Source organism: Microcoleus sp. MON2_D5, from assembly GCF_036701905.1.
Lineage (GTDB): Bacteria > Cyanobacteriota > Cyanobacteriia > Cyanobacteriales > Microcoleaceae > Microcoleus.
In genome coordinates this window covers 64,669-83,405 of sequence record NZ_JAUBRM010000014.1, presented here as the reverse complement: position 1 = coordinate 83,405, position 18,737 = coordinate 64,669, and the positions used below count along the sequence as shown (strand labels likewise).

The 18,737-nt window shown below is 45.0% G+C and carries 16 protein-coding genes; 13 read left to right on the top strand and 3 right to left on the bottom strand.

Translation table 11 applies throughout. From position 1 onward, the window contains the following. Positions 1–26: 26 nt before the first annotated feature. Together QUA47_RS07460 and QUA47_RS07455 are read left to right on the top strand one after the other, a co-directional pair. On the top strand, positions 27–920 hold the full coding sequence (locus QUA47_RS07460; protein ID WP_333403197.1) for a DUF2382 domain-containing protein: 894 nt from the start codon (positions 27–29) through the stop codon (positions 918–920). A 165-nt stretch (positions 921–1,085) separates the two neighbouring features. Next, positions 1,086–1,313 (top strand): hypothetical protein, encoded by a 228-nt coding sequence (locus QUA47_RS07455; protein ID WP_333430267.1) that lies wholly within the window; start codon positions 1,086–1,088, stop codon positions 1,311–1,313. Positions 1,314–1,492: 179 nt separating this feature from the next. Here the strand turns inward: QUA47_RS07455 and QUA47_RS07450 are convergent, their stop codons facing one another. After that, positions 1,493–2,461 (bottom strand): TIGR03885 family FMN-dependent LLM class oxidoreductase, encoded by a 969-nt coding sequence (locus QUA47_RS07450; RefSeq protein WP_333430266.1) that lies wholly within the window; start codon positions 2,459–2,461, stop codon positions 1,493–1,495. Positions 2,462–2,655: 194 nt separating this feature from the next. Further along, positions 2,656–3,507, bottom strand: coding sequence for a DUF1206 domain-containing protein (locus tag QUA47_RS07445; protein WP_333430265.1), 852 nt, complete (start codon positions 3,505–3,507; stop codon positions 2,656–2,658). A 1,077-nt stretch (positions 3,508–4,584) separates the two neighbouring features. Between QUA47_RS07445 and QUA47_RS07440 the strand changes: the two genes are divergently transcribed. The 3 genes from QUA47_RS07440 (at position 4,585) to QUA47_RS07430 (ending at position 7,821) form a co-directional block, all read left to right on the top strand. Then, positions 4,585–4,710: a hypothetical protein gene (locus QUA47_RS07440; RefSeq protein ID WP_333430264.1), complete on the top strand. Its 126-nt coding sequence runs from the start codon at positions 4,585–4,587 to the stop codon at positions 4,708–4,710. 457 nt (positions 4,711–5,167) lie between these two features. Then, complete coding sequence (locus tag QUA47_RS07435; protein ID WP_333281876.1) at positions 5,168–5,743, top strand: DUF3611 family protein; 576 nt, start codon at positions 5,168–5,170, stop codon at positions 5,741–5,743. A 437-nt stretch (positions 5,744–6,180) separates the two neighbouring features. Then, a complete protein-coding gene (locus tag QUA47_RS07430; RefSeq protein ID WP_333430263.1) occupies positions 6,181–7,821 on the top strand; it encodes an alpha-amylase family protein in 1,641 nt (546 codons plus the stop codon). Here QUA47_RS07430 and QUA47_RS07425 read toward each other — a convergent pair. Beyond that, positions 7,818–7,940: a hypothetical protein gene (locus tag QUA47_RS07425; RefSeq protein WP_333403192.1), complete on the bottom strand. Its 123-nt coding sequence runs from the start codon at positions 7,938–7,940 to the stop codon at positions 7,818–7,820. The genes QUA47_RS07430 and QUA47_RS07425 overlap by 4 nt on opposite strands. Before the next feature lie 493 nt (positions 7,941–8,433). Here QUA47_RS07425 and QUA47_RS07420 point away from each other — a divergent pair, with 493 nt between their 5' ends. The 8 genes from QUA47_RS07420 to QUA47_RS07385 all read left to right on the top strand — a co-directional run bounded on the left by QUA47_RS07420 (position 8,434) and on the right by QUA47_RS07385 (position 18,481). Next, a complete protein-coding gene (locus QUA47_RS07420) occupies positions 8,434–9,045 on the top strand; it encodes a hypothetical protein (protein WP_333430262.1) in 612 nt (203 codons plus the stop codon). A gap of 206 nt (positions 9,046–9,251) precedes the next feature. Continuing rightward, a complete protein-coding gene (locus QUA47_RS07415) occupies positions 9,252–9,575 on the top strand; it encodes an SH3 domain-containing protein (protein WP_333430261.1) in 324 nt (107 codons plus the stop codon). A 14-nt stretch (positions 9,576–9,589) separates the two neighbouring features. Further along, positions 9,590–10,711: a hypothetical protein gene (locus QUA47_RS07410; RefSeq protein WP_333430260.1), complete on the top strand. Its 1,122-nt coding sequence runs from the start codon at positions 9,590–9,592 to the stop codon at positions 10,709–10,711. Positions 10,712–10,881: 170 nt separating this feature from the next. Further along, positions 10,882–11,868, top strand: coding sequence for a mechanosensitive ion channel family protein (locus QUA47_RS07405; protein ID WP_333430259.1), 987 nt, complete (start codon positions 10,882–10,884; stop codon positions 11,866–11,868). 14 nt (positions 11,869–11,882) lie between these two features. After that, a complete protein-coding gene (locus QUA47_RS07400; RefSeq protein ID WP_333430258.1) occupies positions 11,883–13,202 on the top strand; it encodes a DUF2254 domain-containing protein in 1,320 nt (439 codons plus the stop codon). 23 nt (positions 13,203–13,225) lie between these two features. After that, positions 13,226–13,978, top strand: coding sequence for a hypothetical protein (locus QUA47_RS07395; RefSeq protein WP_333430257.1), 753 nt, complete (start codon positions 13,226–13,228; stop codon positions 13,976–13,978). Between the two features lie 742 nt (positions 13,979–14,720). Next, on the top strand, positions 14,721–15,482 hold the full coding sequence (locus QUA47_RS07390) for a ZIP family zinc transporter (protein WP_333430256.1): 762 nt from the start codon (positions 14,721–14,723) through the stop codon (positions 15,480–15,482). Between the two features lie 467 nt (positions 15,483–15,949). Beyond that, positions 15,950–18,481: a bifunctional serine/threonine-protein kinase/ABC transporter substrate-binding protein gene (locus tag QUA47_RS07385; protein WP_333430255.1), complete on the top strand. Its 2,532-nt coding sequence runs from the start codon at positions 15,950–15,952 to the stop codon at positions 18,479–18,481. Positions 18,482–18,737: the final 256 nt, after the last annotated feature.

Sequence of the window (18,737 nt, the reverse complement as noted above, 5' to 3'; positions counted from 1 at the left end):
ATGTAGATAGAAAGGGAAGGACTCCTATGTTACTTTACAAAATTGAAGATTTTAATCCCAGCTACCGCGAAGCTGCTTTTAATGGCGAAGATATCAAAGGTCTGGATATCTATGCTGGAAATACAGATGAAAAGATTGGCTCCATCGATACCGCGCTAGTTGATGAGACAGGACGTTTCCGATATTTTGTTGTTGACACGGGTTTCTGGATCTTTGGCAAGAAGGTATTAGTTCCAGTTGCTCTTTGTCGAGTAGATGTTGATGCAGAACGCATCTACGCGACGGGTTTGAGGAGTAAAGACCAAGCAGAAAGACTACCCACGTATGAGGATGGGATGGTGGTTGATTACGATTATGAAGAACAAGTGCGGGGTGTTTATCGTACTCTACCTGTAGAAGCGTCTGCACCTGTAGAAGCATCATTGCCTTTAGAGGCATCTGCACCACTTTCTATGCCGCGTTCTGTCTCTAACCAAGCTAGGGCTGCTGCTCATGACCGCAACACCTACACTTACGAACAAGAGCCTCAATTGTATCAGATGAACGAGCGCGAGCATTACAAATTCCGACTCTACGAAGAACGACTGGTTGCAGAGAAAAGCCGTCACAAAGCTGGCGAGGTAGCAATTAGCAAGCGAGTAGAAACCGAAACGGCACGAGTTTCAATTCCCACAGAAAAAGAGCGAGTTGTAATTGAGAGTATAACTCCAGAAAATGCAGGTGCGCCAGTAACTCGGGATACTCCCTTCCAGCAGGAAAAGGTGATGCGTATGGAAGTTTACGAAGAAACTGCTGAGCTCAAAAAAGAAGCTTTTGTGCGCGAAGAAGTTAACATCAGGAAAGAAGTTGAAACGGAGATTGTTGAGGCAACGGAAACACTGCGTCGTGAAGAGTTGGACGTGAAGACGGAAGGGCGTTAGAGTGCGAATGAATTGAACAATGGTTTGTAGTTGCGCTGTCTTCAACCACATATGCGTTGAAGCGCAAATACGAACCTACAAAATTACTACACTTCCCAAAAGAGATGAGATTTATAATGTCTAATTGCTGGCGTTTGCCGTTAATTAAGTACAGCATTTTTAGCTTTGTCGTTTAGCATCTATGCGATTAGTTTTTTAGTAAAATCTCAGCCAGTTGCAGCTCAACAAGCTCAGCAGACATTTCATATCGTTCTTGCCTTCAAAGATGCTGGCATGGGCTTGCCCGATCCTGATGTGCGAATGCTGATGCCGCGCCATCCCGATAAGTGGCGAACCGCATTGGGTTTGGGAGATAGCGATCGCACTCAGGATTCTGACAATCCTAGTCGGTAAGTCATATCGATTCCAGTTGCACCGTCGGTGATAGTTGACTGTTGACTATGAGTCAAAAAACTGAAAATAGCGCGCTATATTTGTTCGCAGCTTGATTCGACTTTACGGCCGACGATGAAGCGGGGATTTGATATCATTCCGGCACGCCGGAATGATATCAGTAGCATCATAATTACGACTCAACTTTTTGTCAGCCCTGGCACTACTTTTTCGCCAAACACCTCAATAAACTGCTCTTGCTCTCGGTTAACGTTGTGCAAAATTAGTTCATCAAACCCCAATTCAATATCTTTTTGCAACCACTCAAGATGCTGCTCTTGGTCTGCCGAGATGCGGACGTGTTGATATAACTCTTCTGGTTGTACAAACTCCCCGGCGGCATCAAATTGATCGGGTGTTATCAGTTCTGTCAACATTTTGCTTTTGAAGATGTTACTGCGCCATTGGTCGTGAGCGCCTTGTAGTGCTTTCTCTGCATTACTGTCATAGGAAAGCTGCACTTTCAAAATCATTGGTTTCCCTTCTCCGCCACCGCGACGAAACGCATCGACGACTTTTTTTAACTTTTCAGGTGGGCGAGAAGTAGTAATTAATCCATCAGCCCAACTGCCCAACCATTCTGCGGTTTCTGGGGTAACTGCCGCGCCGATAATTAATGGGAGAATTTCCGGGCGGGTATAGAGTTTTGCATCTTCTACGCACACTAAACCGCGATGGGTGACGGTTTCTCCTGCCCAAAGGGCGCGGATAATATCGACACATTCTTTGAGGCGCGCGTTGCGATCGCTCTTAGTAGGCCACTTATCCCCAGTAATATGTTCGTTCAACGCTTGACCGCTGCCAACCGTGAGCCAAAAACGATTTGGAAACATTTCTGCCAACGTGGCCGCAGCTTGGGCAATAATAGCCGGATGATACCGCTGTCCGGGAGCGCAAACAACCCGATAGGAAAGCCTCGGCGTTGCTTGCATTGCTGCACCCAACCAAGACCAAGCAAAACCGCTTTGTCCTTGCGCTTCACTCCAAGGATGAAAGTGATCGGAAGAAAGGGCAAGGGTAAAGCCAGCTTGTTCTGCCATTTGGACATATTTCAGCAGTTCGCTGGGCTTAAACTGTTCGTGGGAAGCGTGATAACCAATTTGTGCCATAAGTTTTTAGGAGTTTTGAGTTTTGAGTTTTAAGTTGGGAATTTTAAGTTTTGAGTTAAAATATCTCGACTTAAAAGCAGGTGATTTAATCAGGACGCCTAGTAAAAGTTTTGAGTTTTGAGTTAGATAACTTTTGACTTCACCAAAAATAATCTTGTACTCAAAATTCATAACTTTCCGTATAACGGGCAAGCTTATGAGCGGAAAATTCGCCGATAGCGAGCTTCAATTACCGAGTAGATGCCATAGGCAATTAAACCCAAAGGTACTAGAGCCAAAATCACTGGACTAAAAGGCTGTTGTGCCAGAATTGCCAAGACCTCGCCCAATCCCTTCGTTTGGCTGGCATCCGATAGCCTTGCTGCTTGAATGAAGAAAAAACCGATTATAACGAAAACAATTCCACGGGCAGCAATTCCAAATCGACCCAACCGTGTCGCCCACTTTTGCTCGGTTGCGCTCATTTCATCTAGCTTGAAATGGCGGCGAAATTTGGCTTTATATGCTTCGTAGAAATAAGAAAAACCTACACCAATAACAATTGATCCCGCCAATCCTACCAGCCATTGTCCAAACGGTTGCGCTAAAATTTGGGCTGTCAAATCTTCGGTTGAATCGCTCTTACTAGCGGCCGAACCCATTATCAGTTTTACAGCCGTTAAAGCCAAACCTGCGTAACCTAAAGCACTTAAGGCGTAGCCAATGCGTTGGGCAATTCGCTTGGCATCCATTTTCTGTCCTTGGTGTTCTGGGTCTAGAATTGTCTGAACGATACGCCAAAGGGCATAACCAATAATGCCAATCGTTACAAGAAATAGCAGAATTTTACCGAACGGTTGGTTAACAATTTCTGATAATGCACCGCTAGTATCGGTTGTCCTGCCGCCCGTACTAAAGGCTGCTTGTGCTGCTAGAAAACCGACAATAAAGTAAACTAAGCCTTTGGAAGCATATCCCAATCTTGCCAGTCGCTCAAACCATGGATGAGAAGCTGCCTGTCCAATTGAGTCTTTAATGCTGTCGGTGGGTGAGTTGTCCCGTTTCATATTTTTTATACTTTAGTTGTTAACGACTGCTGGCATACGGCTATGATGAATTCCTTTCCCGTTAACTGAGTTTTTAAACAAATAATTTATGTTATTATCTATAAGTTTAATTATTAGCTTGTTTAGAGATCTTTTTCATCACTCTTTAGCGGGAGTTTCATCGGTTTGATTGATTGATAGATTTCACATTTATTACCCTTGACAAATCTAGCTTTCTGGGCTATTAGACAGCTTCCGTGATGGAGCAGTCTGCCAGCAATATAGTAGATCCTTGATTAAAAGTTCTTTAACCAAAGTTTTAATAACAATTAGAATTCGTGGCGTTAAAAATTATCCCCAAAAAACCCATAAAAATCTAAATACTGTCTTGAGTGCTAAGGTGTAATTGGAAACCAAATCTACCTGCTTATTCATAAGAATTGGGGTGACAAAACAGCCTGCTCCACTTTGTGGAATTAGGAAATATAGCAACAACACTTAGCATGGTTTTCCAGGCTAATCTAATAAAGGCCGCCGTGCTGAAATTACACTTAAAAATTCGCCTTTCTAGGGAATAAAAGCGAATATAAATGCCACAATTCAGTTAACAAAAAGCATTGGCCCTTGCAAAGCAAACAAACCAATAATGCTCGTAAGATAGCAAGCCTAAATCATTTGTGAATTTCTTACTCCCTCCCCTTAGTAAGGGGAGGGTTGGGGTGGGGTAAAAGATTTATGACTCCTGCAAGGATTGCTATAGCAATAAAACTCCTGCTTTATGCAATGCCTGCCAACCAACTCATTAAACCCTTTTCTAATTTTGAAATAATTGCATCGGCTCGCTGGCGGTAAAAAGCCGGGAAAAGGCTGATAGTTCCGTGGCGCTATGGCATCGGATTTACCAGGAGTCGGGTCAAACAATATAATTAATAAGCTATGGATAATTAGGCTTAGATAGTGGGAATACAACAAATAAATATGCGAATTGGTTCACATAAAACTCGTTTAAATTTGTTCGGTTAAATCGTCAATACTGGAAAGGCGATCAAAAATTTGTCCGGGTAATCTTGCTTGCAACGAATAGATCCCAACTCGCATATGAATAGTAGGGAATCTGGAATAGCTGCCTTAACTAGGTTATGGACGTTGCAAGAATGGATGCGCCCTAGTGCGGCTGTTGGGAATCAAGCATCTATGGCCAATAGTGCGATCGCTCGCACTTAACTCAAAGCTATATCATAAATTTTCGCTCAATCATCTTCCATCAGGGGGATATTTTCTTATGGCATCAGACAGATGGCAAGGTCTGGCTAGTTAGATTAAATGGAGATAGAAGCAAGATTGTGAAATGTTGAACAGAAACAAGAGACGTTTTGCCTAAGTCGATTTTTAAGACTCTAAATTCCCATTACCGCAAGAAGTTGATTGTTCCAAACCGGGAGGATTTGAGGAAAATCCAATCAACCACAACGGCAGTGGCTGTGTTGAGTTCAACCTTTTATTTACCGAAAATTGCCCCAGTCGGTTCCTAAACATCAGGCATCCTGCTTGCCCTTAACTGACTTTTCAGGAAAACTCTAATAGCTAACCACAAGGCGATCGCTGGCGACAGGAAGACAAGCAGAACCTATTTCTTACGTCGTTTGCTTTCATGATCAATTCAGCAATAAGGTGTATATATATGAATCAACTGAATCAACCAGAATCCTTGTCGCAACCGCTGACCCAAAGCGAATTCGTCGCAACTTTTCGCTTGTTTAGTCGATTTAGCTTCTGGATACAGTTATTCTTGGGTGCTGTTTCCGGCATTGTTTTATTATTTGCTATGTTGGGTCGCAACATGGGCGAACAAACCAATAATGCAGGTATTGGTTTCGGGGTAGTTTTAGCAATAATTGGCCTGTTATTGCTGGGCTTTAGAATATTTTGGGATTTTCGCTATAGGCTGTTAGGCAGACTTTTGCACGCCGAAAATTCCCAGGTCTATCCCAGCAAAGAACATATTACTCACACCTTACGGATTGGATTAGTTTCTAGTTTGGTGGGGGTATTAATCGCCTTTGTTGCTTCTGAAGAAACAGTTGCTGTAGTCCTCGCAAAAACTCTTAGTCAGCCCCAAGCGATGACAGCTTATTCGCCAGAAAATGTGATTCGTTCCCTAGATATTTTTGTGACGATGGCAAACGTCAATCTGATTGGCGCTCACTTTTTTGGAGCTGTTACTTCTCTTGGGTTACTCAATTGGGTAGAAGATTAGTTGGCAGCATGGGCGATCGCTAAAGGCAAACATAGCTCCTAGGTTGTTAGGAATGACAAGGGCTGACCGATATAACTAATGTTTGTGGTTTTGCACTGTCTTGGCGAAAGAGAGCGAAGACAGGGCAGCTACAAGCTAAAGAACTTGGCTATTTGGATGAACATCTAATCGGAAATTCGTAGCGATCGCTCCTGCTAATGATAGTCAGCCGGATCGACCGTTTTTTAATTGAAAAAACGTAATTGATTTATTATCTTGAGAGATATTTCATCTACCTTTATATTGAGAGATATATTTTTAATTGGGACAAACAGAACTTAGGCTCATATTCCGAAAGATGAGCTATACCGGTGGCATTCAGCTTCCTAAATAGCGCTGTGACCGGATTTCTGAACACAGCCAAGTTACACAGTTTCTTTATTAGGAAATTTACTGCAATGAAAGACCTCTGGTATAAAAACGCAATTGTCTACTCCCTCGATGTTGAAACCTTCATGGACTCCGACGGCGATGGTGTTGGCGACTTTCAGGGACTTATCAACCGCCTAGACTATTTATCCGCGCTAGGAATTACTTGTTTGTGGTTGCTGCCGTTTTATCCTTCCCCTAACCGCGACAATGGTTACGACGTGATGGATTACTACAACATCGATCCGAGACTCGGAACCCTGGGAGATTTTGTCGAGTTCATGCACCAAGCAAGGGAACGAGGAATTCGGGTGCTGATCGATCTGGTAGTAAATCATACCTCCACTCAGCATCCTTGGTTTGTTGCATCCAAAAGCGATAAAAACTCCAAGTATCGCAATTACTACGTGTGGTCAGAAAATCCACCCAAAACAGATCCAGAATCGCTGGTGTTTCCCGATGCCGAGGACAGTATTTGGGAGTACGACGAACAAGCAAACGCTTACTATTTGCATCACTTCTATAAGGAACAGCCAGATTTGAATATTGGCAATCCGGCGGTACGAGAAGAAATCTGCAAAATTATGGGTTTCTGGCTAGAACTGGGCGTGTCTGGATTCCGCATTGATGCTGTTCCCTTTTTAATTAAAGGAATTGGCATCGAAGGTGCAGACCCCGAAAACCTGCGAGGTTTCTTGGAAGAAATGAGAGAGTTTGTGTCATCGCGTCAGGGTCATGCTGTGTTGCTGGCAGAAGCAAATGTCGATCGCGATCAAATTTCTATCTACTTTGCTAAGGGCGACAGAATGCACATCCTGTTCAACTTTTTGCTGAACCAGCATCTGTTTTTGGCCCTGGCGCGTCAAGAATCCACAGCGCTGCGCGATGGACTAAAAACCTTACCGGATATTCCTGATATTTGTCAGTGGCTTAATTTTGTGCGCCACCATGATGAACTGACGCTAGACCGCATTACTTCATCGGAACGAGAGGAAATTTTTGCAGCGTTTGCCCCTGAGAAAACTATGCAAATTTTCGGGCGCGGGATTCGTCGTCGCTTACCACCGATGATGGGAGGTGACCGCCGCCGGATTGAACTGGTCTACAGCTTGCTTTTCACCCTGCCTGGTACACCCATGCTGCGCTATGGCGAAGAAATTGGCATGGGCGACGATCTTTCGCTGGAAGGTCGAGGCAGCGTCCGCACGGTGATGCAATGGTCAGATGCAGCAAATGGTGGCTTCTCGACGGCTGCAACTGATGCCCTTGCCAGACCTGCGATCGCCAACGGAGAATACGGTTACAAACAAGTCAATGTCGTCGCAGCGCAGCGCGATCCTGCCTCATTAATTAACTGGATGGAACGTGCAATCAGCATCCGCAAGCAATGTCCTGAGTTGGGTAGGGGCAAGTGGCACATTCTCGAAACCGACTCTCCTTCGGTGTTAGCCCACTGCTGCGACTGGCAAGGCAGGACGGTGATTGCTGTCCACAATCTAGCCGACAAACCTTGTACCGCTACGCTGAAATCTCAGGAATACAGCCATTTGTTCGATTTATTTGGCGATCGCCTGTATGAATCTCTCGGTGCCGACTCGCTCTCTATTCCCTTAGAAGCCTACGGCTATCGCTGGTTTCGAGTCAATCGAATCCTGGGTGGAAAAAGTTAATGTTGATGGGAGTTATCAACGGTATTTCCGGCATACACATCCAGCCCTTTGATATCGTCGTCATCAAAAGCTGCTTGGCGGTAGTTGGGATTAAAATCCTCAATTTTGTAAAGTAACATTGTTGTTTCCTGTACTATCTACATCAACTTGTGCAGTTACTTTAGATAGATATCAGTTCTCATACTTGCTTCTTATGAATGATTCAGCAAATTGAAAATCATCAAGATAGCGAGATTTTTTTATATTTTTCTATCTTTAGGTGGATGAATTTAGCTTTCCTGTACTGAAGGTGATAAATTTATCTAATCATTCGTAGGTTGGGTGGAGCCAACCTACAACCTTTCTGCCACCAACTCTCACAAGGATTTATTAGGTTTTATTATCACCTTAACTACGGGATATCCTACAAAATTAAGGGCATCTCTAAACTAACTGCTGGTTTTTATTTAAAAGGAGATTTCGATTTTATGAGCTAAATTACTACTTTTGATATGTAAAATTTTCAACTTAAAAATATTAGGCCCATCGGTAGATATTCTGGTAATGATGATTAAGTAAAATTAAATTACCTTCAAGGAAAAAATGACAACGTAACGCAGGGGTTAATCTTTTATGACTTATCCAGATCGATCGGACAGTCAACTCACTGAGCCTACAATCGTCAATCCGCTGGTGGATTACCACGACCAAGTGAGGTGGGGGCCAATTTTGGCAGGAATTGCGATCGCTCTGGGCACTCAACTGGGTTTAAGCGCTTTGGGAATGGCGCTCGGATTAAGCGCGGGTGCAACAGGTGCGGATGCAGGTTCCGTTGGTTTTGGGGTCGTAATTTTGTCGATTATCAGTTTGCTGATTTCCCTATTTTTAGGCGGTTGGGTGATGGCTCAAAGCTGCGGCCCTATGACTAAGAAAACAGCACTTTTGAATGCAGCAATTCTGTGGGGAACTACCTTAGCACTTAGTTCTTGGTTATTAGCAAGCGGGATATCGGGTGCTGTTGGCGCTGCCGCTGCTAATGCTGGAGAAATTGCCAATCAAGTACAACAACAGGACGGCGTTAATATACCGAATCAAGCGCCGAATGTAGACTCAAATCAAGTTCGCGATATCGGTGGTAATACAGCTAAAGCTGCTTGGTCATTTCTACTTGGCTCTTTGCTGGGTTTGGCAGCGGCAATGATTGGTGCTACTGTTGGCGCTCGCAAACCTCGCGTTTATGCTTGATTAGCGATGATAAAACCAGAAAATTCAACAAGCACAGCAGCGAGTCGAATTATTTTATACCCTTGGGATGGTAATTCATTCTTTCTTGGAGAAGATGAACGAGCTAAAAACCTTTTCTAAGGTTTTGGCATAGAGATTTAAAAGGAGATAAAGCGATGCAAGAGCAGAGGATATGGCAAAAATATACAAGGTTAACAAGTTCGATCTTGTTAACGGCAACGGTTTTAGTTGCTCCCTCGTTCGCCGCTGATACAAATAAAACACAGATTCAAGGTGAATATTTACTAGCGCAAGTACCGGATAGCTGTCGCCAGGTTATTGCGAGGAATGGTCTTAAGGTTCGGCGACAACCGACGGCTAACAGCGAAGTGATTGGCATCATCGATTCCGCGCGAAATGTGACGAATCAAAGTCTTGGTGAGAATGGACGAAGAGTGACGATTGAAAGTTTAGGAAGGGATGGTTGGGTGCCGATTACAGTGCTGCTGAGAGGCTACGTCCAAACTGAAAACCTGGCGTATTGTAGTTAATTGAAAAAACAGTGATGGATCACCAATCAAAGCCAAAAAAAGAAACTAATTCACAGCAAAAGTCTGGTTTGTTAAATTTCATTGCCGAGACAACAGAATCTGCACTGAATACAGGCAAAGCGGTTGTTGACACAGCAGTTGATTGGGGGGAAGCTGCTGCTAAACAAACTTATCGATTGATTGGACAAGCGACGCAAGGAACCGGAGATGCGGTAACTTATGTTGGCAATCTTCCCTTTGTTAAACAAGTCGCAGGGTTACTCAGGCTTGATTGGTTAGTTGGGGTCAGCGATCGCATCGACTTAGCCAAAGCCGAAGCTCAAGTCAAGGAACTCCAACAAAAGTATCCCAATGAAGAGCCCAGCGAAATTGCCCATCGCATTATGGTGGAAAAAGCGATCCACGCCGGTGGTGTCGGATTTGCTAGCAGCATTTTACCCGGTGTCGCGGCTGCACTGCTGGCGATCGATTTAGCCGCGACTACTGCGATTCAAACCGAAATGGTTTATGAAATTGCCGCCGCTTATGGGATGGATTTGCAACAGCCAGCCCGAAAAGGCGAGGTGTTGGCAATTTTTGGGTTAGCGCTAGGCGGTAGCAACGCAATGAGAGCTGGTTTGGGCTTTTTACGCAACGTACCGCTGGCTGGCGCGATGATTGGTGCGAGTACGAATGCTACGATGCTGTACGCGCTGGGATATGCGGCGCGCCAGTTTTACGAAGCCAAAGTGAGGGAAGAGACTGAAGAACCTGGAACCGAAACGCTGCAAGCGATCCAGCAACAAAGCGAGAAATATCTCGATGTGGCGATCGCGCAGCAAGCAGGGATGGATCAAATTATGGTTCACATGATTTTGGCAAGTTATCCCAACAAAAACTGGGAAGATATTCTGCCAGAATTGAAGGTCTTGCAATTAAATGCCGATTCTCTCAAAAGGATTGCTGCTAACATCAAGTCCCCCAAACCATGGGGTGCATTGTTAGAACAACTTAACCCCGACTTTGCAGTACCGCTATTAGCTCAATGCCGTCGCATTGCCGAAAGTAAGGGAGAGGTTTCCGAAGCAGAACAGAAGGTGCTGGATGCGATCGCACACAAACTCAACGGTCAAGATGTGGCTTCGATATCCACTTGAAAAAAATTGTTGGTGCGTTAGCTTTCTGCCTAACTCACCATCCCCAATATTTACTGTCGCTGTGTAAGTCCTAAATTAGCCTCACGTTACCGTAATCTACTGCCTTAAGATAGAGTTTGACATGGCTAATTTTAATACTATCAATAACGACTGATGCAAGAGGAAGTTTTATGACAGCAGAAATATCCGGAGTCTGGGACAAGATTGAGAGCATGATCAATGACTTCATTGTCCTGCTGCCTAATATGATACTAGCGTTAATTGTTTTTGCAATCTTTTTCTTTGTTGGCCGGTCAATTAAGAGAGCGGTCAGGCAGGTTACCCGCAACCACCGCCAATCCCGGAATTTGGGACTGGTGTTGGGAAGGTTAGCGCAGGGTATTACTGTTCTGGTTGGTCTGTTTATTGCCTTGTCGATTGTAATTCCCACATTTAAAGCAGGCGATTTGGTGCAACTGCTGGGAATTAGCGGGGTAGCGATTGGTTTTGCCTTTCGCGATATCTTACAAAACTTCCTCGCTGGTATCCTAATTCTTTTGACGGAACCGTTCCAAATCGATGACCAGATTGTGTTTAAAAACTTTGAGGGAACGGTAGAAAGTATTGAAACTCGCGCTACAACAATCCGAACCTATGATGGCCGCCGGATTGTAATTCCCAATGCCGAATTGTTCACCAATTCTGTTATGGTGAATACCGCCTTTGATAAACGCCGGATGGAATACGACGTTGGTATAGGGTACGGCGATGATATTGACCGAGCCAAGCAGTTAATGATGGAAGCCATGCACAGTGTGGATGAGGTTTTGAATGACCCTGCTCCTGACGTGCTGCTGATGGAACTTGCAGGAAGTAGTGTCAATATCCGCGCTCGATGGTGGATTGCTCCGCCGCGACGAATTGACGATCTGCGATCGCGGGACAAGGTGCTGTCTGCGATTAAGGAAAAGCTGACTGCCAACGGCATCGACTTGCCGTTTCCTACGCAGCAAATTTTGTTTCACGACCAAACCGAAGAGACGGATGGCGATCGCAAACGTCAACGCGAAGGATGGCCCGTTGGTAGTGGCGAAGTTCCTAAACCCCGCAGCATCAGCGGTTCTCTGCAAAAACTAATTGAACTGCGATCGCAACAAGACGGCAACGGACAATCTTAACCCCACCCCAACTCATGAAAAATGTCAAGTTAAGCAAACTTTGGGACTCGCTGCACTCTAGCTACTGGTTTATCCCAACGTTGATGGCGGTGGGGTCGATGATTTTAGCGATCGCAATGCTGACACTTGACCGCACGGGTAATGTACCAAACTGGAGGTGGATTTACACGGGTGGAGCCGAGGGTGCGCGATCGGTTCTTTCATCGGTTGCCGGTTCAATGGTCAGCGTTGTTGCTACAGCTTTTTCCATTACTATTGTGGCGCTTCAGTTGGCGAGTTCAAATTTTGGTCCCCGATTGCTACGTAATTTTATGCAGGATACGGGCAATCAAATCGTGCTTGGCACTTTCATTGGCACGTTTATTTACTGTTTACTCGTACTGCGAACCATTCATGCAGAAGGAGAAGGATACAGTCTCTTTGTACCCCAACTCTCGGTTACAGTTGCTACCGGATTGGCAATTGCCAGTATCGGCGTACTGATTTACTTTATCCATCACGCATCAACCATTATTCAAGCGTCCCATGTAATTACTCAAGTTAGTGGCGATTTAGACAAAGCTCTAGAGCGTCTGTTTCCCGGAAAAATCGGAGAAGGTAAAGCGAACAACTCGCGACAAGTGGGAGAAATTCCTGCAAATTTTGACTCGGAAGCAAGTCCAATCAAAGCCACTGGCGAGGGTTATTTGCAAGCAATCGATGACGACGAATTAATGAAAATTGCCCGTCAGTACAATCTGCTTGTACGTCTTACAACTCGACCGGGAAAGTTTATCGTCAAGGGCAGCGATTTAGCGATGCTTTTCCCGGAGAAAGGGGTGAATCAAAGCCTGACCCAACAGATTAACGATGCTTTTATTCTGGGCAAAGAACGGACTGAATATCAAGATGTAGAATTTCCAATCGATCAGTTAGTTGAAATTGCCTTGCGTGCGATTTCTCCTGCTATCAACGATCCGTTTACTGCGATTCGGTGTATCGATCGACTCAGCGCCGGATTATCCCGCCTCGCTCAAAGGGATTTTCCCTCGCCCTATCGCTACGACGATGAACAGAATTTGCGCGTCATTGTTGAAGGAGTGAGGTTTCAAGGGTTAGTCGATGCTGCCTTCAACCAAATTCGCCAGTACAGTAAATCAGATGTGGCGGTAACAATTCGCTTATTGGAAGCTATAGCTTGCATCGCCACTTACACCCGCAATTCCAAACAACGAGAAGCTTTACGCCGTCAGGCGGAGATGATTTTAAATAGTAGCCGCGAACAAATCTCTCAGGAGCAAGACCAGAAAGATGTGCAAGAGCGGTATCACCAAGTCATTAAAGCTTTAAAATAGGATTAATTTGGTTGAGCAGAATTATGGTAATAACAACAGCTTTACGATCGGCTCCTAATACTTTAGCTTTAAGCGCGCTGATTGCCATTGGTTTAGCGCTGACACATTTATTTTGCGGCAAGTTGCGGTTTGCTCCTATTCCTCGCAGTGGCTGGCTTTCAGCAGCAAGTGGGGTTTCGGTAGCTTATGTTTTTGTGCATATTTTACCGGAATTAAATCTGCACCAAGCGGTATTAGAGCAAGTAGAAGCAGGAGTTATTTCCTATCTCGAACACCACGTTTATTTAATAGCTTTGTTAGGATTGACTGTATTTTACGGCCTGGAGCAAATGGCAAATTTATCTCGTCAGCGTGGCGAAGAAGATGTGACCAGTCCTGCTGTTTTTTGGTTGCACATAGGCTCTTTTTCAATCTACAACGCTCTGATTGGCTATCTGCTGCTGCATCGGGAACAACCGGGCGTTACCAATCTGCTGTTGTTTTCTTGTGCAATGGCGCTGCACTTTGCAGTGAACGACTCTGGTTTGCGGGAACACCACAAGCATATTTATGACCGCATCGGACGCTGGATACTAGCAGCAGCTATTATTGTGGGGTGGGTGTTGGGTAGCGCTACTGAAATTGGAAAAACTACGATCGCAGTTTTATTTGCTTTTTTAGCCGGAGGAATTGTTCTCAACGTCCTCAAAGAAGAATTGCCCGAAGAACGAGAAAGTCGGTTTTGGGCATTTGCTCTTGGTGCTGGAATTTACACGGCTCTTTTATTGGCTTTATAGAGGAATCAAAGGAAGCCAAAACATTGGAGATTAAAACCATTAGAAGGAGCCAATCGTTCTTGCAGACGCCGTTGAAAATAACCGGGATAATTTTTCCTAGCACTGCTACAAAATGCGACGGTATTAACAGTCTTAGCTTTTGTCAAATTTCTGAGCGGTCAATGTTTATTATTCGCATCCCTTGCTGCCAGTTCATTTTTAATTTATCTAGACATCCAACACAGCACAAACGCAGTCAAAAGCCGGGTAATTTCTCACATGATTGCAGCAAGGGTTGGTGGGTTCACTTATCTAATTCTTGGGTCAGGATATCCGTCAATCGATTTTAGATTTTAGATTTTAGATTAAAGAATTGAAGCATTGACCCCACGGATAAATTCGGGGGGCAAGTTTCATCGGATACAGGTTTTTTATTTTTCCACGGATGAATCCGGGGGCTTGTATCCTGTATGCTTTCGGTCAGCGGAGACGGCGATAAGGAGCAAAGCTCGTTATTATTGATTGAATAATGCTAGTTAAAAAAATTAGCCCTCTATTCCCTTAGAAGCCTACCGCTATCGCTGGTTTCGAGTCAATCGCATCCTGGGGTAAAAAAGTTAATGTTGATGGGAACACTAGCGACTCTAACTATGAGGAATGTACTTAGTGAATTAGGTAAAAAACCCGTTTTATGGCCCCCATCTGTAAGTCCTATATATAATTTTTAGGCGGGCATAAAAAATTTTCCTCTGAGGTAGGGCTGATGTTTCCAGTGTGGTTGCAGGCAGGATTTTGGGGTTTAGTGGGGGGTTCGGCGCTGCTACTGGGAGCGGCGGTGGGTTACTTTGTGAGCATTCCTCAGCGGGCGATCGCGACAATTATGGCTTTTGGCGCCGGTGTGCTGATTTCAGCGCTATCCTTTGAACTGATGGATGAAGCTTACAAGCTCGGCGGTTTCGACTCGACGGCGATCGGCTTTTTGGGGGGCGCTGCTGTCTACACAGCAGCCAATTGGTTTTTGAATCAACAGGGAGCCAAACACCGCAAGCGATCGGGCACTTTGCACCCAGCTAAAACAGAGTCAGGCGATGGCGGATTAGCTATAGCCCTCGGCGCGCTGTTAGATGGAATACCGGAGTCGATCGTCGTTGGTGTCAGCATGATTTCTGGAGGCGCTGTCAGTTGGGTGACAGTAGCGGCAATTTTTCTTTCCAATATTCCCGAAGGGCTCTCTAGCGCCGCCGGTATGAAAAAAGCAGGGAGATCGATCGGTTACGTTTTTGGAGTTTGGGGCGCGAGCGCAGTTATTTCCGGTATCGCAGCATTGTTAGGATATACGCTTTTTAGCCACTTTTCTCGGGAAATAATCGCTGCAACTACCGCCGTAGCAGCGGGCGGTATTTTAGCAATGATTTCAGATACCATGATTCCCGAAGCCTTCGAGGAAACTCACGATTTTGCCGGATTAATTACTGTCGGCGGGTTTCTGGTTGCTTTTGTACTCAGCAAGTTAGGGGAAACTTAATTAGTCAGCAGTCATCAGTCATTAGTCATCAGTTTGCTGTAGAGTGTGTCATATTAACCGTAATTTCTGTAGAGTTCAAGGTCGTACTCGAATAACAAGTACAGCATATTCGACTACGACCTTGAAAGGGTTCGCGCCCGATCTTCAGTACAAATCCGAGATCCTGTAAACCCGCCCCGGCCGACTTGCAATATTCGATCGCCCGAATGAAATTTCGCTGGCTGACACCCCGGGCTAACTTGTTAAAGCGAGTTCGATCGATTGCCGGTTTTTGATATAATATCAGCCTGCATCTGGCAGCGAAAAAGCTTGTAGATTAGTTTTCAAGTCAGTTAGGTACTCGCCGAGCGATTGCCAATTACTAATTATCAATTACTAATTACCGATTGCCAGACCTCCCTCACCTAATTGAGCCTGCTATAATCGACATTCAAAACCGCAGTTTATCAAGAGGTTTGATAAAAATTATGTGTCTAGAACCAGAGCATATTCTGCACGGAAGCTACCAAATTATCGAGTTGTTGGGAGAGGGAGGGTTTGCTAAAACCTACAAGGCTGCGCAAGTAAACAAACCCGATCGTCCTCTGTGCGTTGTTAAGGAAATTCCTTTTCCCGAATCGGAAGAGCCGCGCGTCTTGGAACAAGCAAGGAGGCGCTTTCAAAGCGAAGCTAGCGCCCTGCACCGTCTCCGGCATAACTCGCACATTCCCGAATTGTTCGATAGCTTTGAAGAAAACGACCATTTCTACTTAGTTCAAGAATACATTGAAGGATATGAGATCCGTCAAGAACTCGTTGCGGGTCAGGGGTGGATCGACGAGGAAAGAACCGTTGCTTTTTTGCTGGAAGTTCTGGAGATATTACAATCTGTTCACCAAGAAGGTATTGTACACCGCGACATTAAACCTGATAACTTAATGCGACGCGAATCCAATGGAGAAATTGTTTTAATTGATTTTGGAGCGGTCAGTGAAATAGCCACTCTTAGCGTTAACTCTACAGGTGAAATATTAACAACCCAGGCGATCGGCACTAGGGGTTATATGCCAGCCGAACAATACAATCCGCAGTCGTTACCGCAACCTTACAATGACATTTACGCGCTAGGAATTACCGCTATTGAAGCTTTCACCGGGCGAACTCCCCCTTTTCTCCCCGATCGGGAAACTGGCGAGGTCATTTGGCATTACTCAACACCCGATCGACCTGCGGTACAAGTTAGCGACGGTTTGAGAAATATTTTAACTGAGATGGTGCGCTGGAATTTTAGAGAGCGCTACCAATCCCTGAATGAGATTTTGCAACACTTGGATTTGTTAGTTGCACAACCTCCGCTAGCTGAACCTCCGTTAGTCGAAACTCCGCTACCTGAACCTCCCGTAGCCGAACCTCCGCCACCTGAACCTCCGGTAGTCAAAACTCCGGGTTCCGGGAAATCGCACTTTCGCCGATTGTTGTTAGGTTCTGTGGGAATTGCTACTGCATTGGCGATCGTACTTTTAAACCCCAGAATTCCCCCGCTAATCCCCATAACTTCAACGCAACCAACGCAGGCTGAACCCTCCCCAATTTCACCGCCACCAACGCTTCCTACACCCTCCACAGATGGTGTAAGTTCTGGCGAAAAACTTCTAGTACAAACCTCCGCCCTTTGGTCAAAACAAAGAGGAATTAGCGAATTTGCCGACTCAAATTATCCAGAAGCTTTTAAATTGCTCAAACAGTCATGGAGGGAAGATCGCAGAGATCCGGAAACTTTAATTTACATAAACAATGCCCTGCTGGAAGCGAGCGGTGCAGAGTATTATACCATCGCCATTGTTGTTCCCATCCGCAGAAATCAAGACGGTAGCATCGCCAACGCCAACTTAGCCGAAGAACTGCTGCGCGGCATTGCTCAAGCTCAAACCGAAGTTAATTTAAGTCTCATCTCCAATGAGAGCGATCGAGACTTTCCCGGTAAAGGATTTCTCCAACCAAAAGCTATTAACGGAAAAGGTCTTAAAGTCATCATTGCTGATGACGGAAACATTAAATCCTACGCAGTTCAAAGAGCAAATTACCTAGTCCAGCGGCCCGATATTCTAGCACTCATCGGACATTATACCAGCGACATGACTGTGGAAACAGTAGATATTTACAATCGCCATAAATTAGTCGCCCTTTCTCCGGGAAGCACCACAGAAGAACTGACCCGAAAACCCCGAAAATTTTTCTTTCGGACGGCTCCGACAACTAGCGTAGAAGCTGAAGGCTTAGTAAATCAATTGCTGAGCGTAGGGCGAAAAAAAGTTGCTGTTTTTTACAATCCCGACAGTCCATTCAGCTATTCTTTGTGGGAAGAATTTACCGAGCAATTTGAAGCCAAAGGAGGTAAAACTTATAGACTCAGAAATTATGAGAACTTATCCAAAAATGATTTCAACGCAGAAGCAGCGATCGAAGAAGTTGAGAAAGCCGGAATAAAAGCCATAGCACTCTTTCCAGACGGTCAAGTAACTAAGTCCGTAGAAAATGCGATCGAAATGATAAAAGCTAACGGCGATCGCAATTGGATTGTCGGGCCCTGGACGCTGTACGAGCCGAGAACGCTAGAAGTAGCAAAAGAGCTAAAGTCTGTTGAAAAATTGGGAATATCTCTGTTTTGGCATCCGCTAGCAAGCTTTGACAAAAAATTTCCTGTAAACGCGGAAAAATTGTGGGGAGGCCCGGTGAATACTCGATCGGCTTTAACCTACGACGCCGCCCGGACGCTGATTAAAGCCCTAGAAATGCAGGCGCAACCCACTCGCGAAGGAATGCAAAAAACCTTAGCCGATCCAAACTTTAAAGCCGAGGGAGCCACGGGTATAATTGAGTTTGACTCAAAGACTGGAAATCGGAAAAATCCTCCCAAACGAGTAGCGCATATTGTACCCTGTTCTACAGCAATATATGGCGTTACCTTTGTGCCGATCGAATTTCCCACCGCCGCAGCCGCAGGTTTAAAGTGCGATTGAATTGATATCTTGTGGCCTTGTCAACAAACCTTTCGAGGGCGGGCAGGATGCCCACCCCACAAGAAAATTTACTCTTTGTAGAACAGGCATCTTGCCTGTTGTTAAGAATGATGCAATATGTGGGAGTAATTGATATCTTGTGGCCTTGTCAACAAACCGTCCGAGACGAGTTTTACCCAATATAATTGCCTAAAATCAATAATCTCATAAACCCGCCCCCACCAGACGATAAAATTCTGGATAAAGAATTGTGCAA